General features: G+C 68.9%; 14 protein-coding genes. 8 read left to right on the top strand and 6 right to left on the bottom strand.

All coding sequences use genetic code 11. The features are described 5' to 3' along the window. Positions 1-5 precede the first annotated feature (5 nt). The 5 genes from H9633_RS10725 to H9633_RS10705 all read right to left on the bottom strand — a co-directional run bounded on the left by H9633_RS10725 (position 6) and on the right by H9633_RS10705 (position 6,605). Complete coding sequence (locus tag H9633_RS10725; RefSeq protein ID WP_071640671.1) at positions 6-1,307, bottom strand: ABC transporter permease; 1,302 nt, start codon at positions 1,305-1,307, stop codon at positions 6-8. Continuing rightward, positions 1,304-2,599 (bottom strand): ABC transporter permease, encoded by a 1,296-nt coding sequence (locus tag H9633_RS10720; RefSeq protein WP_191713169.1) that lies wholly within the window; start codon positions 2,597-2,599, stop codon positions 1,304-1,306. Before H9633_RS10720 ends, H9633_RS10725 begins: the two co-directional genes overlap by 4 nt. Then, a complete protein-coding gene (locus H9633_RS10715) occupies positions 2,596-4,152 on the bottom strand; it encodes an ABC transporter ATP-binding protein (protein WP_191713168.1) in 1,557 nt (518 codons plus the stop codon). The genes H9633_RS10720 and H9633_RS10715 overlap by 4 nt, the downstream gene beginning before the upstream one ends. A 98-nt stretch (positions 4,153-4,250) precedes the next feature. Continuing rightward, entirely contained in the window at positions 4,251-5,336 is a 1,086-nt protein-coding gene (locus H9633_RS10710) for a BMP family lipoprotein (RefSeq protein ID WP_071640666.1), read from the bottom strand. Positions 5,337-5,492: 156 nt separating this feature from the next. Then, positions 5,493-6,605 (bottom strand): mannose-1-phosphate guanylyltransferase, encoded by a 1,113-nt coding sequence (locus H9633_RS10705; RefSeq protein ID WP_191713167.1) that lies wholly within the window; start codon positions 6,603-6,605, stop codon positions 5,493-5,495. A gap of 110 nt (positions 6,606-6,715) precedes the next feature. Here H9633_RS10705 and sdhC point away from each other — a divergent pair, with 110 nt between their 5' ends. The 8 genes from sdhC (at position 6,716) to H9633_RS10665 (ending at position 13,723) form a co-directional block, all read left to right on the top strand. After that, the gene (gene sdhC / locus H9633_RS10700; RefSeq protein ID WP_083428569.1) at positions 6,716-7,183 is read left to right on the top strand and encodes a succinate dehydrogenase, cytochrome b556 subunit; all 468 of its coding nucleotides are present in this window, start codon (positions 6,716-6,718) and stop codon (positions 7,181-7,183) included. After that, positions 7,183-7,623 carry a succinate dehydrogenase hydrophobic membrane anchor subunit gene (locus H9633_RS10695; RefSeq protein WP_071640662.1) on the top strand — a complete coding sequence of 147 codons (441 nt, stop codon included), beginning with the start codon at positions 7,183-7,185 and terminating at the stop codon, positions 7,621-7,623. Before sdhC ends, H9633_RS10695 begins: the two co-directional genes overlap by 1 nt. Before the next feature lie 17 nt (positions 7,624-7,640). Continuing rightward, positions 7,641-9,446, top strand: coding sequence for a succinate dehydrogenase flavoprotein subunit (gene sdhA, locus H9633_RS10690; RefSeq protein ID WP_191713166.1), 1,806 nt, complete (start codon positions 7,641-7,643; stop codon positions 9,444-9,446). A 2-nt stretch (positions 9,447-9,448) separates the two neighbouring features. Beyond that, positions 9,449-10,216 carry a succinate dehydrogenase iron-sulfur subunit gene (locus H9633_RS10685; protein WP_191713165.1) on the top strand — a complete coding sequence of 256 codons (768 nt, stop codon included), beginning with the start codon at positions 9,449-9,451 and terminating at the stop codon, positions 10,214-10,216. A gap of 86 nt (positions 10,217-10,302) precedes the next feature. Further along, positions 10,303-11,217, top strand: coding sequence for a YihY/virulence factor BrkB family protein (locus H9633_RS10680; protein WP_318247264.1), 915 nt, complete (start codon positions 10,303-10,305; stop codon positions 11,215-11,217). Between the two features lie 10 nt (positions 11,218-11,227). Then, positions 11,228-12,121, top strand: coding sequence for an exodeoxyribonuclease III (locus tag H9633_RS10675; protein WP_191713163.1), 894 nt, complete (start codon positions 11,228-11,230; stop codon positions 12,119-12,121). A gap of 64 nt (positions 12,122-12,185) precedes the next feature. Next, complete coding sequence (gene trpS, locus H9633_RS10670) at positions 12,186-13,190, top strand: tryptophan--tRNA ligase (protein ID WP_191713162.1); 1,005 nt, start codon at positions 12,186-12,188, stop codon at positions 13,188-13,190. A gap of 8 nt (positions 13,191-13,198) precedes the next feature. Then, the gene (locus H9633_RS10665; protein WP_191713161.1) at positions 13,199-13,723 is read left to right on the top strand and encodes a hypothetical protein; all 525 of its coding nucleotides are present in this window, start codon (positions 13,199-13,201) and stop codon (positions 13,721-13,723) included. 53 nt (positions 13,724-13,776) lie between these two features. Here the strand turns inward: H9633_RS10665 and pth are convergent, their stop codons facing one another. Next, positions 13,777-14,355 (bottom strand): aminoacyl-tRNA hydrolase, encoded by a 579-nt coding sequence (gene pth / locus H9633_RS10660; RefSeq protein WP_191713160.1) that lies wholly within the window; start codon positions 14,353-14,355, stop codon positions 13,777-13,779. Positions 14,356-14,411 lie beyond the last annotated feature (56 nt).

Raw genomic sequence — 14,411 nt, 5'->3', positions numbered from 1 at the left:
CTCTCCTAGGACTTGATGTACGGCTCGCCGTCGGCTGCCGGCGGGCGGGAGCGCCCGACCAGGCCTGCCACGGCGAAGATCGTCACGATGTACGGCAGCATGAGCATGAACTGGCTGGGCACCGGCGAGCCGATGACGCTGAGCACGCTCTGCAGGTTGCTCGCGAAGCCGAACAGCAGTGCCGCCAGCGTCGCGCGGATCGGGTCCCACTTGCCGAAGATCACCGCGGCGAGGGCGATGAAGCCGGCTCCGGCGGTCATCTCGGGGTTGAAGCGCGGCACCGAGACCAGTGTGAAGAACGCGCCTCCCATGCCCGCGACGGCACCGGCGATGAGCACGTTCATGTAGCGCGTGCGCGCGACGTTGATGCCCACCGTGTCGGCCGCCTGCGGGTGCTCGCCGACCGCGCGCAGTCGCAGACCCCAGCGGGTGCGGTACATGCCGTACCAGACGACGAACACGATGACGTACATCAGGTACACCACGATCGTCTGTCGGAACAGGATCGGCCCGAGCACGGGGATGTCGCTGAGCAGCGGGATCGGCAGGTCGCGGAACGGCTCGACGGTGTTCAGCGCCGCCTGGTTGGGGGCGAGCACCTGTCGGAACAGGAACGTGGTCACGCCGATCACGAGGACGTTGAGCACCACACCGACGATCACCTGGTCCACGTAGTACGTGATGGCGAACACCCCGAGGATCACCGCGACCAGCACGCCCGCCAGCATCGCGGCGATGAGGCCCGCCCAGGGCGTGCCCACGGCCGAGGCGACGATGGCCGCGGTGAACGCGCCTGCCAGCAGCTGCGCCTCGATCGCGATGTTCACGACGCCGGCGCGCTCGCCGATCACGCCGCCCAGCGCGCCGAAGATCAGCGGGGTGGCCAGCGCGAGACCGCCGCTGAGCAGTCCGATCATGGGCAGCGTCCCCGAGCTGCCCGCGGCCGCCCAGGCGAGGAATCCGAAGATCAGCACGACGACGTACACCGCGATGAGCCACATCGGCACGCGACGATGCGCGCGGGTGAGCATCACCGCCGCGACGCTGATCGCGGCGCCGATGACGACGCAGACCCACGCGGTCGCCGTGCCCGGCACGACGACAGACGGCAGCGCGATGATCTCGCTGCCGGCGGTGAAGCGGAACGTCGCGTCGCCGGCGCGTGGGATCAGCAGCGGCAGCAGCGCCACCAGCACCGTCAGCACGCTGAGGATGATGGGCGTCTTCCACGACACCACGCTCACCTGACGCAGTTCGGCCTGCACGCTCTGCGGGCTCTGTCCTGTCTGTGCGGTCTGAGTGCTCATCCCGCCACCTCCTCGGCCTCGGCGCGCTTCGTTCGTCGCTCGGCCGCGCGCCGCTCACGCCGGCTCGGGCGGCCCGGCTGCGGCAGACCGAACATGGCGCGCACGAGCGGCGGCGCCGCGATGAACAGCACGATCAGGGACTGCACGACGAGCACGATCTCGATCGGGACGCCCTGCGACGCCTGCATGGTGAAGCCACCGGTCTTGAAAGCGCCGAACAGCAGTCCGGCGAACAGGATGCCGAGCGGACGGGAGCGCCCCAGCAGGGCGACGGTGATCGCGTCGAACCCGATACCGGCGTCGATGCCGCCGCTGAAGCCCTTCGGCTCGGTGCCGAGCACCTGGCTGACCCCGGCGAGACCGACCAGCGCGCCCGCGATGAGCATGACGCTGAGGTAGGTCCGGCCGACGGAGATGCCGGCCGTGCGCGCGGCATCCGGGTTCTCCCCCACCGCGCGGAACCGGAAGCCCAGCCCGGAGCGCTCCAGCAGCCACCAGGTGATGGCGACCGCCACCAGCGCGAGCAGGAATCCGATGTGCAGCTTGTAGCTGGGTCCGAGCAGCAGCGGCATGACGGCCGACTCGGCCATCGGCGCGGTCTTCGGGTTGCTCGAGCCCGGCGCCTGCAGCACGCCCTGGGTGGCGAGCATCCACGCCAGCAGGTACACGGCGATGTTGTTCAGCATGATCGTCGTGATCACCTCGTGCGCGCCCGTGCGCGCCTTGAGGATGCCGGCGATCCCCGCCCACAGCGCGCCGGCGATGATGCCGGCGACGAGAGCGACGATCAGGTGCAGCGGGAAGGGCAGGTCCCACGCGGTGGCGACGTACCCGGCGGCGGCGGCGGCCATGAGCATCTGACCCTGACCGCCGATGTTGAACAGCCCGGCGCGGAATGCCAGGCCGACGCCCAGGCCCGCGGCGATCAGCGGCGTGGCGAACTTCAGCGTCTCGGTGAGCGGGCGAATGCCGATCGCGAACGAGTCGGCGTTGAAGTTGTAGATCGATCCGCGGAACAGCGCGGCGTACGCGCCGCCGACGGCCTGGCCGATCGCGCTCAGCGTGTCGCCGGGGGCGGCGAAGAAGTAGCCTGCCGCGGCTTGCACGTCGGGGTCGGTCAGCGCGATCATCAGCGAGCCGACGATGACGGCCGCCACGACGGCGAACACGGTCGTCAGAGCGCTTCCGGTCGCGATCTGCATGAGGGCCGCCCGCCAGCGCTGCGGCCGCTGCGGCTTCTGCGGCTGAAGCGCCTTGTCGGAGTCGGGGATCTGCGTCTGCGCGACGGTCATGCCTGCGCTCCTTCGCTCGGGGCTGCGCCGACGGAGACCTCGCGAGCCGCGTCCTCGGCGCTGGCGCCGGCCATCATCAGGCCCAGCTGATCGCGGGGGGTGTCTCCGGGGACGATGCCGACCACACGACCCCGGTACATCACGAGGATGCGATCGGCGAGGGCCGCGACCTCGTCGAGCTCTGTGGAGATGACGACCACCGGAACACCGGTGTCGCGCGTCTCGATGATGCGCTTGTGGATGAACTCGATCGATCCCACGTCGACGCCTCGGGTGGGCTGGGCGGCGACGAACAGGGACAGGTCGCGGCTGAGCTCGCGCGCCAGCACGACCTTCTGCTGGTTGCCGCCCGACAGCCGACCGGCCGCCTGCGACGGACCCTGCGTGCGGATGTCGAACTCCGCGATCTTCTGCTTGGCGAACTCCATCAGACGGCGCAGCTGCAGCGCGCCGCTCGTGACGAACGGCGCGCCGTGGGAGCGGTCGAGCATGAGGTTCTCCGCGATGGAGAACTCCTTGACGAGTCCGTCGACGCCACGGTCCTCGGGGACGAAACCGACGCCGGCATCGAGGATGTGCCGCACGCTGCGCCCGCGCAGCTCTTCGCCGTTCAGGCGGATGCTGCCCTGCACGCGCGCCTGCAGACCGAGCAGCGCCTCGGTGAGCTCGGTCTGTCCGTTGCCCTGCACACCGGCGATCGCGAGCACCTCTCCGCCGCGGACGGTGAAGGACACGTCGTCGACGAGCACGGTGCCCAGGACATCGGTGACGGTGAGGTTCTCGACGACCAGTGCATGGTCGGTCAGCTGAGGCGGGTTCTTGTGCACGGTGAGCTCCACCGCACGGCCGACCATCAGCGAGGCGAGCTCCGCGTTCGACGCGGTCGGCGAGGCCTCGCCGACCACCTTGCCCAGCCGGATCACGGTGATGCGGTCGGCCACCTCGCGCACCTCGCGCAGCTTGTGCGTGATGAACACGATCGATGTGCCGCGCTCCTTGAGCTGGCGCATCGTGGCCATGAGCTCGTCGGTCTCCTGCGGCGTGAGCACGGCGGTCGGCTCGTCGAAGACGAGCACGCGGGCCTCGCGCGAGAGCGCCTTGATGATCTCCACGCGCTGCTGCACGCCCACGGGCAGGTCGGCGACGAGAGCGTCGGGGTCGACGTCGAAGCCGAAGCGGTCGGATATCTCACGCACCTTCGAGCGGGCCGCCGCGAGATCCAGCCGGCCGCCGAACGTCGTCTCCTCGTGACCGAGCATCACGTTCTCCGCCACGGTGAAGACCGGGATGAGCATGAAGTGCTGGTGCACCATGCCGATGCCCGCGGCCATCGCGTCGCCGGGCCCGGAGAAGCGCTGCACGCGCCCGTCGAGGAGGATCTGACCCTCGTCGGCCTGGTACAGGCCGTACAGCACGTTCATCAGCGTGGACTTGCCGGCGCCGTTCTCGCCGAGGAGGCAGTGGATCTCACCCGCCTGCACCTCGAGGTCGATGTGGTCGTTGGCCGTCAGTGCGCCGAACCTCTTCGTTATGCCGCGCAGCTCGAGCTTCATGTGTCGATCCTATTCGTGATGTGTCCTCGCGCCGGGGATCGCCCGGGCAGACGACATCGGGGAGGCCGGCACGACCGGCCTCCCCGATGCGGTTCCTCTTAGTTGTCGAGGTAGGAGGTGACGGTGATCGAACCGTCGATGATCTCCTGCTTGATCTCGGCGACCTTCTTCACCAGCTCGGCGTCGACCTTGCTCTCGAACTCGTGCAGCGGCGCGATGCCGACGCCCTCGTTCTCCAGGGTGCCGATGTAGGCCTCACCGTCGAACTCGCCTTCGGCGCTGGCCATCACGGCCTCGTAGGTCGACAGGTCCATCGCCTTGAGCACCGAGGTGAGCACGAAGTCGGCGGTGGTCGGGTCGGTCTCGAACAGGTCCGCGTCCGCGCCGATCAGCGCGATGTCCTTGCCCGAGTCCTTGATGGCCTGCAGGCCGGACTGGTAGATCGGACCGCCGACCGGGAAGAGCACGTCGACGCCCTGGTCGATGATGTTCTTCGCGACCGTCTTGGCGCTCTGGTTGGCCTCGAAGCCACCGGTGAACGATCCGGTCGTGCCGTCCCAGCCGACCACGGCGACCGAGGTGCCGTTCTTCTCGTTGTAGTGGTCGACGCCCTGCTTGAAGCCGTCCATGAAGATCGTCACGGTCGGGAACTCCATGCCGCCGAACGTGCCCACCTTGCCGGTCTTGGAGTAGCCGGCCGACATGTATCCGGCGAGGAACGCGGCCTCAGCCGTGTTGTACAGCAGCGGCTTGACGTTGTCCGGCTTGCTGTCGCCGCCGGCGTCGTCGACGAGGATGAAGTCCGTCTCGGCGTTCGCCTCGGCGGCGTCGACCGTGGCCTGCGACAGCGCGAAGCCCACGGCGACGATGGCGTTGCAGCCTTCGGAGACCATGTTGTCGATGTTCGGGCCGTACTCGGTCTCGGCGTTCGACTCCGCCTCGCGGAACGTGGCGCCGAGCTCATCGGCGGCCTTCTTGGTGCCCTCGTAGGACAGCTGGTTGAAGGACTTGTCGTCGAAACCGCCGGCATCCGAGACGATGCACGCGGAGAAGTCGGACTTGTCGCCGTTGCCGCCGTCCGCGCCAGGGTTGTCTGCGGGAGCCTGGCCGCACGCGGCGAGGCTCAGGACGACGCCGGCGGCGACGGTGGCGCCGAGCAGCTTCTTGGTGATGGAGATGGACACTCATGCCTCCCGGGTGATCTCCGCGGACATCGCGGATCGCTCGAGGTTACCCAGTGTTACGCGCTTCCCGCACGCGCGCCCCGGATGTGCTGGCGAAAGGTTACAAATCCGCAATGATGACCGTCCGGCGGTCGTCGACGCGCCCGGCGGCGAAGCTCAGAGCACGTCGCCGCGGCCGGTGAGCTTGAGGGACTCGACGACGCCCTTGACCCGCTGCGCGTGCTCGACCGTGGTCACCAGCAGCGCGTCCTCGGTGTCGACGACGACGATGTCCTGCACCCCGACCAGGCTGATCACGCGCGAGGTCTGGGACACGAGGATGCCGCTGGCGGCATCCGAGAGCACGCGAGCCCGCGGACCCAGCACGGCGAGGTCGTTCTTGCGACCGTTGGTGATGAGCTTCGTCAGCGAGGCGAAGTCGCCCACGTCGTCCCAGTCGAAGTGACCGGGAACGACGGCGAGCCTGCCGCGTTCGGCGGCCGGCTCGGCCACCGCGTAGTCGATGGCGATCTTCTTCAGTCGGGGCCAGATGCGATCGACCGCCGGCCCTCGCAGGTCGCGGTCGTCCCATGCCTCGGCGAGCTCCATCAGCCCGGCATGCAGCTCGGGCTCGTTGATCCGCAGCTCGTCGAGCAGCACGCTCGCCTTCGCGATGAACATGCCCGCGTTCCAGAGGTGCTCGCGGTCGGCGACATAGGCTTTCGCCGTCTCGAGGTCGGGCTTCTCGACGAAGCGCTCGACGAGGGCCGCCTCGCGCGCGCCGTCGACGACGAGCTCCTCGCCCTTCTTGATGTACCCGAAGCCGATGGCGGGCTCGGTGGGGGTGATCCCGATCGTGCAGATGTATCCCTCCCGCGCGACCTCGACGGCATCGCGCACGGCGAACTCGAACACGCGTGTGCCGCGGATCACGTGATCGGCGCTGAACGACCCGATGATGACGTCGGGGTCGCGGCGGTGCAAGATCGCCGCGGCGAGTCCGATCGCCGCGGCGGACTCGCGCGGCTCGGACTCGAGGAACACGTTGGCGTCGGGGATGCCAGGCAGCTGCGCCTCGACGGCGGCGCGATGCGCTCGCCCCGTCACCACCGCGATGCGGTCCGCTCCGGCGAGGGGCTCCAGACGGTCCCACGTGTCGCGCAGCAGCGAGTGCCCCGATCCGGTCAGGTCGTGGAGGAACTTCGGGGCATCCGCCCGCGACAGCGGCCAGAGCCGACTGCCGATGCCGCCCGCCGGGATCACCGCGTAGAAGTCGTCGATTCGCGCCATGGCTCCAACCTAGCCGTGCGTGCGGACGCGCCGATCGGATAAGGGTCGCCTTCGTCGCCCCGCCCGTCCGGACGGGAATAGGATGGACACGGTCGGGCGTGCCCGGATGCATGCACGACGTCTCATCGATCAGGGAGGACGACGTGTCCACGAGCACACGCTTGACACCGTCGGTTTCGGAGACCACGTCGAGGTCTCCACGCGGCACACTGTATCGGGGCCGCGAAGGCATGTGGTCGTGGGTGCTGCACCGCATCACCGGCGTCGCGATCTTCTTCTTCCTTCTGGTGCACGTCCTCGACACGTCGCTCATCCGCGTCTCCCCCGAGGCGTACGACGCGGTGATCGGCACGTACAAGAACCCGATCATGGCCTTCGGCGAGGTGGTGCTGGTCGCAGGCATCGCGTTCCACGCCTTCAACGGCCTGCGCATCATCGTCGTCGACTTCTGGTCGAAGGGCGCGAAGTATCAGCGCCAGCTGTTCTGGATCGTCCTCGGGCTGTGGGCCGTGGTGATGGCCGGCTTCGTGCCGCGCCACCTCGCCCTCGCGTTCGCCGGATTCGGAGGGGGCAACTGATGTCCGCGCAGACCATCGCACCCGCCCGCCGCCAGCGCGGCGTCAACCTCGAGAAGTGGGGCTGGCTGTTCATGCGCGGCTCGGGCGTGCTGCTGATCGTGCTGATCTTCGGCCACCTGTTCGTGAACCTGATGGTCGGCGACGGCATCCACGCGATCGACTTCGGCTTCGTCGCCGGCAAGTACGCCACTCCGTTCTGGCAGTGGTGGGACGTGCTGATGCTGTGGCTCGCGCTGATCCACGGCTCCAACGGCATGCGCACGATCGTCAACGACTACGTCACGCACGAGAAGGCCCGCAAGGCTCTCGTCTGGGCGCTGGGCCTGGCGGCGGCGCTCCTCATCATCCTCGGCACCCTCGTGGTGTTCACGTTCGATCCCTGCGCGGGCGTCTTCGAAGACGGCGCCATGTGGGAGACCTGCCAGGCACTGGGCAAGTAAGCGAAGAAGGCAGATCATTGACTACGCAGACCTCTGATTCCGTCGTGCGCGACGGCGTGCACTACCACCAGTTCGACATCGTGATCGTGGGCGCCGGCGGCGCCGGCATGCGCGCGGCCATCGAGGCCGGCCCCGGCGCGAAGACCGCCGTGATCACGAAGCTGTACCCCACGCGCTCGCACACCGGTGCGGCGCAGGGCGGCATGGCCGCAGCCCTCGCGAACGTCGAGGACGACAACTGGGAGTGGCACACCTACGACACGGTCAAGGGCGGCGACTACCTCGTCGACCAGGATGCCGCGGAGATCCTCGCCAGGGAGGCCATCGACGCGGTCATCGACCTCGAGAACATGGGCCTGCCCTTCAACCGCACGCCCGACGGCAAGATCGACCAGCGCCGCTTCGGCGGCCACACGGCCGAGCACGGCAAGACGCCCGTGCGCCGGGCCTGCTACGCGGCTGACCGCACCGGTCACATGATCCTGCAGACCCTGTTCCAGAACTGCGTCAAGCTCGGCATCAACTTCTTCAACGAGTTCTACGTGCTCGACCTGATCACGGTGAAGGACGCCGCGGGCGCGACGCAGGTCGCGGGCGTGGTCGCGTACGACCTGGCCACCGGCGACCTGCACGTCTTCCAGTCGAAGGCCGTCATCTTCGCCACCGGCGGCTTCGGCAAGATCTTCAAGACCACCTCCAACGCGCACACCCTGACCGGCGACGGCGTCGGCATCGTCTGGCGCAAGGGTCTGCCCCTGGAGGACCTGGAGTTCTTCCAGTTCCATCCGACGGGTCTGGCCGGGCTCGGCATCCTCCTCACCGAGGGCGCCCGCGGTGAGGGAGCCATCCTGCGCAACGCCTCTGGCGAGCGCTTCATGGAGCGCTACGCCCCCACGATCAAGGACCTCGCACCGCGCGACATCGTGGCCCGCAGCATGGTGCAGGAGGTGCTCGAGGGTCGCGGCGCCGGCCCGCACAAGGACTACGTCCTGCTGGACTGCACGCACCTGGGTGCGGAGGTGCTCGAGACCAAGCTGCCCGACATCACCGAGTTCGCCCGCACCTACCTGGGCGTCGACCCGGTGGTCGAGCCGGTGCCGGTGATGCCGACCGCGCACTACGCGATGGGCGGCATCCCGACCAACAACGACGCGGAGGTGCTCGCCGACAACTCGACCGTGGTCCCCGGACTGTACGCCGCCGGTGAGTGCGCCTGCGTCTCCGTGCACGGCTCCAACCGCCTGGGCACCAACTCGCTGCTCGACATCAACGTGTTCGGCAAGCGCGCCGGACGCAACGCCGTCGAGTACGTCAAGACCGCCGACTTCGTGCCGCTGCCCGAGAACCCGGCCGGGTTCGTCAAGGACATGGTCGAGGACCTGCGCAACAACCGGGGCACCGAGCGCATCGCCGTGCTGCGCAAGACGCTGCAGGACGAGATGGACAAGGGCGCCCAGGTGTTCCGCACCGAGGAGTCGCTGACGCACGTGCTGGGCGTCATCGCCGAGCTGCGCGAGCGCTACAAGAACATCCACGTCGACGACAAGGGCAAGCGCTTCAACACCGACCTGCTCGAGGCCGTCGAGCTGGGCTTCCTGCTCGACATCGCCGAGGTCGTCGTCTACGCCGCGCGCAACCGCAAGGAGAGCCGTGGCGGCCACATGCGCGACGACTTCCCGAAGCGCGACGACGAGAACTACATGAAGCACACGATGGCCTACCTGGTCGGCGACGCGCACTCGTCGGTCGCCTCCGACCACATCAAGCTGGACTGGAAGCCCGTGGTCATCACGAACTACCAGCCCATGGAGAGGAAGTACTGATCATGACCGATGTCGTAGAGGCACCCGCCGACGCCGCGAACGACTCTGGAGTGCAGTCCTTCCTGGTCACCTTCAACATCCGCCGCTTCGATCCGGAGGTCGACGAGGAGCCGCGCTGGGTCGATTACGACGTCGAGCTGTACGCGACCGACCGCGTGCTCGACGCGCTGCACAAGATCAAGTGGGAGGTCGACGGCTCGCTGTCGTTCCGCCGCTCGTGCGCCCACGGCATCTGCGGCTCGGATGCGATGCGCATCAACGGCCGCAACCGCCTCGCATGCAAGACGCTGATCAAGGACCTCGACATCTCGAAGCCGATCTACGTCGAGGCCATCAAGGGTCTGCCGCTGGAGAAGGATCTCATCGTCGACATGGAGCCGTTCTTCGCCTCCTACCGCGAGGTGCAGCCCTTCCTCATCGCCAACTCCTCCCCCGAGAAGGGCAAGGAGCGCGTGCAGTCCATCGCCGACCGGGCGATCTTCGACGACACCACCAAGTGCATCCTGTGCGCCGCGTGCACCTCGTCGTGCCCGATCTTCTGGACCGACGGGCAGTACTTCGGTCCGGCGGCGATCGTGAACGCGCACCGCTTCATCTTCGACTCGCGCGACGACGCGGGCGACGTGCGCCTGGACATCCTCAACGACAAGGAGGGCGTGTGGCGCTGCCGCACGACCTTCAACTGCACCGAGGCCTGCCCCCGCGGGATCGAGGTCACCAAGGCTATCGCCGAGGTCAAGCAGGCCGTCCTGCGCGGCGGCCCGCGCTGAGCGCTGCCAGAGCGATGCGCGCCCGACTGACTCGTTCAGCCGGGCGCGCTGCTGTGTGGGGGCGACGGGTCGCCGCTCTGTTCCCGGTGCGTGTGTGGCGGCACTTCCTGCGCCGCAACGGCTTCCTGCTCTCGGCGGGCATGGCGTACCAGACGCTGTTCGCGCTGTTCGCGCTGCTCTACGTCGCCTTCGCCGGTGCCGGTGTCTGGGTCGGCGGCAGCGACGTCGCGGTCGACGCCATGATCCGGATCGTGAACAGCTACATCCCCGGCTTCATCGGGGTGGATGCCATCGTCGCCCCCGACGCGGTGCGCGAGGTGGCCACCTCGGCCACCGGTGCGTTCACCCTCACCGGCGCCATCGCGGCTGTCGTCGTCATCTGGACCGGGATCGGCGCGGTCACCTTCACCCGACGCGCGGTGCGCGGCATCTTCGGTCTGCCGTTCGACACCAGGAGCTACGTGCTGCTGAAACTGCGCGACGCCGTGGCGGCGCTCGCGTTCGGGATGAGCCTGCTGCTGGGCGCGGCGATCAGCTTCGGCGGCGTCTGGGCTCTGCGCACGCTGGTCGAGATGCTCGGGCTGGAGGTGCCGAGCGCGCTGGTGCGCTCCCTGGTCTCGATCTCCTCCGTGCTCGTCGTCATCGTGATCGACGTCGCGGCCATCGCCGCCCTGGTGCGCTTCCTCACCGGCGCGGTCGTGCGGTGGCGGCGGATCCTGCCCGGTGCCGTGCTCGGCGGCATCGCGGTCGCCGTGCTGCAGCTCGGCGCCGGCCTGCTGGCCGCGCACACGCCGGGGAACCCGCTGCTGGCGACCTTCGCGGTGACCGTCGGGCTTCTGCTGTGGTGCCGGGTGATCGCGGCGGTGATCCTGCTCGCGGCGTCCTGGATCGCGTTGAGCGCCGGCGACCGCAACGAGCCGGTGCGCGACAGCGGCGGGCTGCGTCCGCTGCGTGCGACGGCCGCGCGGGGCCCGCGACGGGATGTCCGATCCCGTCGTTAGGCTGGATGCCATGCCCCATCTGCGTATCGCCTCCGTCAACGTCAACGGCGTCCGCGCCGCCGTCCGCAACGGGATGCACGGGTGGCTCGAGCAGGCCGATGTCGACATCCTCACGCTGCAGGAGGTGCGCGCCGACGACGAGCATCTCGCGGCCGCGTTCCCCGACTGGCAGATCGTGCACGACAAGGCCACGGCGAAGGGCAGGGCCGGCGTCGCCGTGCTCAGCCGCACCCCGGCACTCGCGTCGCGCACCGCGCTCGGCGCCGACGACTTCGATTCCGCGGGCCGCTGGATCGAGGCCGACTTCCAGATCGGCGGTGCGCCGCTCACGGTGGTCAGCGCCTACGTGCACTCCGGCGAGGCCGACACCCCGAAACAGGACGAGAAGTGGAAGTTCCTCGACGCGATGAGCGTGCGCATGGCGCAGCTGGGCGCTGACGACGCGCACGCGCTCGTCACCGGAGATCTCAACGTCGGCCACCGCCCGTTCGACATCCTGAACTGGAAGGGCAACGTGAAGAAGTCCGGCTTCCTCGCACGCGAGCGGGCCTACTTCGATCGCATCCTCGGCGCCGCCGGCGAGCGAGTGGTCGGTCAGGAGGGCGTCGGCCGGGGAATGGTGGGGCAGCTCAGCGACACCCGCCCGTTCGCGGCGGAGGGCGGCGGGCTGGGGCTCGGCTGGATAGACGTGGGCCGCGCGCATCACGGCGAGGTTCCCGGTCCGTACACCTGGTGGTCGATGCGCGGCAAGGCGTTCGACAACGACAGCGGCTGGCGGATCGACTACCACCTGGCGACCCCGCCGCTGGCTGCTCGCGCCACCGGGTACACCGTCGCGCGCGCCGAGACCTACGCGGAGCGCTGGAGCGATCACGCGCCGGTGATCGTGGACTACACCTGCTGACCCTGCCACGGGCTCGGGGGCGCCGGGCGACAGGGGACCGACCCGAGACGCATAGGATTGCTTCGTGACCAGACCACGCCTCTACTCCGGAATGCAGCCCTCCGCCGACTCCCTCCAGGCCGGCAACTACATCGGGGCGCTTCTGCAGTGGCGTGAGATGCAGTCCTCGTACGACGCGTTCTTCTCCGTGGTCGACCTGCATGCGATCACCGTGCCGCAGAACCCGGAAGAGCTGCGCGAGAAGACCCGTCGCACGGCTGCCCAGTACATCGCCGCCGGCATCGAGCCCTCGAAGTCGACGCTGTACGTGCAGTCGCACGTGCGCGCGCACGCGGAGCTCGCCTGGATTCTCAGCACCATCACCGGCTTCGGCGAGGCCGGGCGGATGACCCAGTTCAAGGACAAGTCGCAGCGCTACGGCCAGGACTCCACCTCGGTGGGCCTGTTCACCTACCCCGTGCTGATGGCCGCCGACATCCTGCTCTACCAGAGTGAGCTGGTGCCGGTGGGCGACGACCAGAAGCAGCACGTCGAGCTGACGCGTGACCTCGCTGAGCGCTTCAACAGCCGATTCGGCACGACCTTCACGGTGCCCACCCCGGTGATCCAGAAGGACACCGCGCGCATCTACGACCTGCAGAACCCGACCTCGAAGATGTCGAAGTCGGCCGAGAGCGACGCCGGTGTCCTGTGGCTGCTCGACGATCCGGCGAAGTCCGCCAAGAAGATCATGCGCGCCGTGACCGACAACGAGGGCTCGGTGCGCTTCGACCGCGAGAACAAGCCAGGGGTGTCGAACCTGCTGACGATCTACGCCGCGCTCACCGGCCGCCAGGTGGGCTCGATCGAGGACGAGTACGCCGGTCGTGGGTACGGCGACTTCAAGAAGGGGCTGGCCGAGGTCGTCGTGGACGAGTTCGGTCCTGTGCGCGAGCGCGCGAACGCCCTGCTCGACGACCCGGCCGAGCTGGACAGACTCCTGGCCGCGAACGCGGCCAGGGCCGACGAGGTCGCCGACGCCACCCTCGCGGACGTCTACGAGCGCGTCGGGCTGCTGCGTCGCGTCTGAGGAGCGAGATGACCGATCCCTTCGTGCCGCCCGGGCTGCCTGCGCCGAGCTCTCCTGCTGCCCAGCCGCCGCCGCCCGGAGCGTACCGCGTGCCGGTGGGCGGATATCAGGCGCCCATCGGCGCCTATTCAGCACCTCCCGCCCCCGCGCCCTCTCGCGCGACGGGCGCCGTGTCGCTCGCGGCCGCTCTGGTCGCCGCGCTCGTCACGCCCGTCGTGGCCGGAGTGCTCGCTCTGCAGATCGGGCTCGCCGTGTCGGTGGACGATCTCATCGACCGCAACGGTGAGTTCCGGATCGCCGCCCTCTCCCCCGCGCGCATCGAGACGCTGTGGGCGGAGATCATGTTCTGGCTGGGCACCGCGCTCGGGCTGTTCGGCGTGATCGGCGGGATCGTCGCCGTCGCTCGTCGCCGCGGCCGAGGGATGGGCATCGCCGCGATCGTCGTGGCCGCGCTGGGCCCGGGGATCTTCTTCCTCGCCGTGGCACTCATGTACGGCATCGGCAACGGCATCGCGTTCGACCCCCTGGTCTGATCGGCGCCCGCTGGTCTGATCGGCGCCCGCGGGGCTGGCCGAGGACCCGGCGTTCAGCGCGAGTGGTGGCGCTGCTGCGCCGCCAGCAGCCCTTCATCGACGAGCTGCTCCACGGCATCCGCGGCGTCCGAGATGAAGATCGGCAGTGTCTTCTGCTCGACCGACCCGAACGGTGCGAGCACCCAGTCGGCCGGATCCTGCCGCCCTGGCGGCCGCCCGATGCCGGCCCGCACCCGCAGGAAGTCGGGGGTGGTGAGCGTTCGCGCGATGTCGCGGACGCCGTTGTGCCCGCCGTGCCCTCCTCCGATCTTCATGCGGATGCTGTCGAACGGGATGTCGAGCTCGTCGTGCACGACGACGACGTTCTCGGGCGCCACCGAGTAGAACCTCGCCAGCGCCGCCACCGGAGTGCCGGACGTGTTCATGAACGAGTTGGGCTTGGCCAGCACGATGCGATCACCGCCAGAACGCACCCGGGTCTCGGCCACACGCGCACCAGCCTTGTGCTCTCGGAACCGCTCGCCGCGACGCTCGGCGAGCTCGTCGACGACCATCTGCCCGATGTTGTGCCGTGTCGCCGCGTAGCGCGGACCGGGGTTGCCGAGACCGACGATCAGCCAGGTGGTGGTCATTCGCATCCTCTCGTGCGGATATGACGGAGGGGACGCGATCAGCTCGCGCCCCCTCC

It is taken from the genome of Microbacterium commune, assembly GCF_014836945.1.
GTDB lineage: Bacteria > Actinomycetota > Actinomycetes > Actinomycetales > Microbacteriaceae > Microbacterium > Microbacterium commune.
Note: the sequence above shows the minus strand (reverse complement) of the source record. Positions and strands in the feature narration are given on the sequence as shown.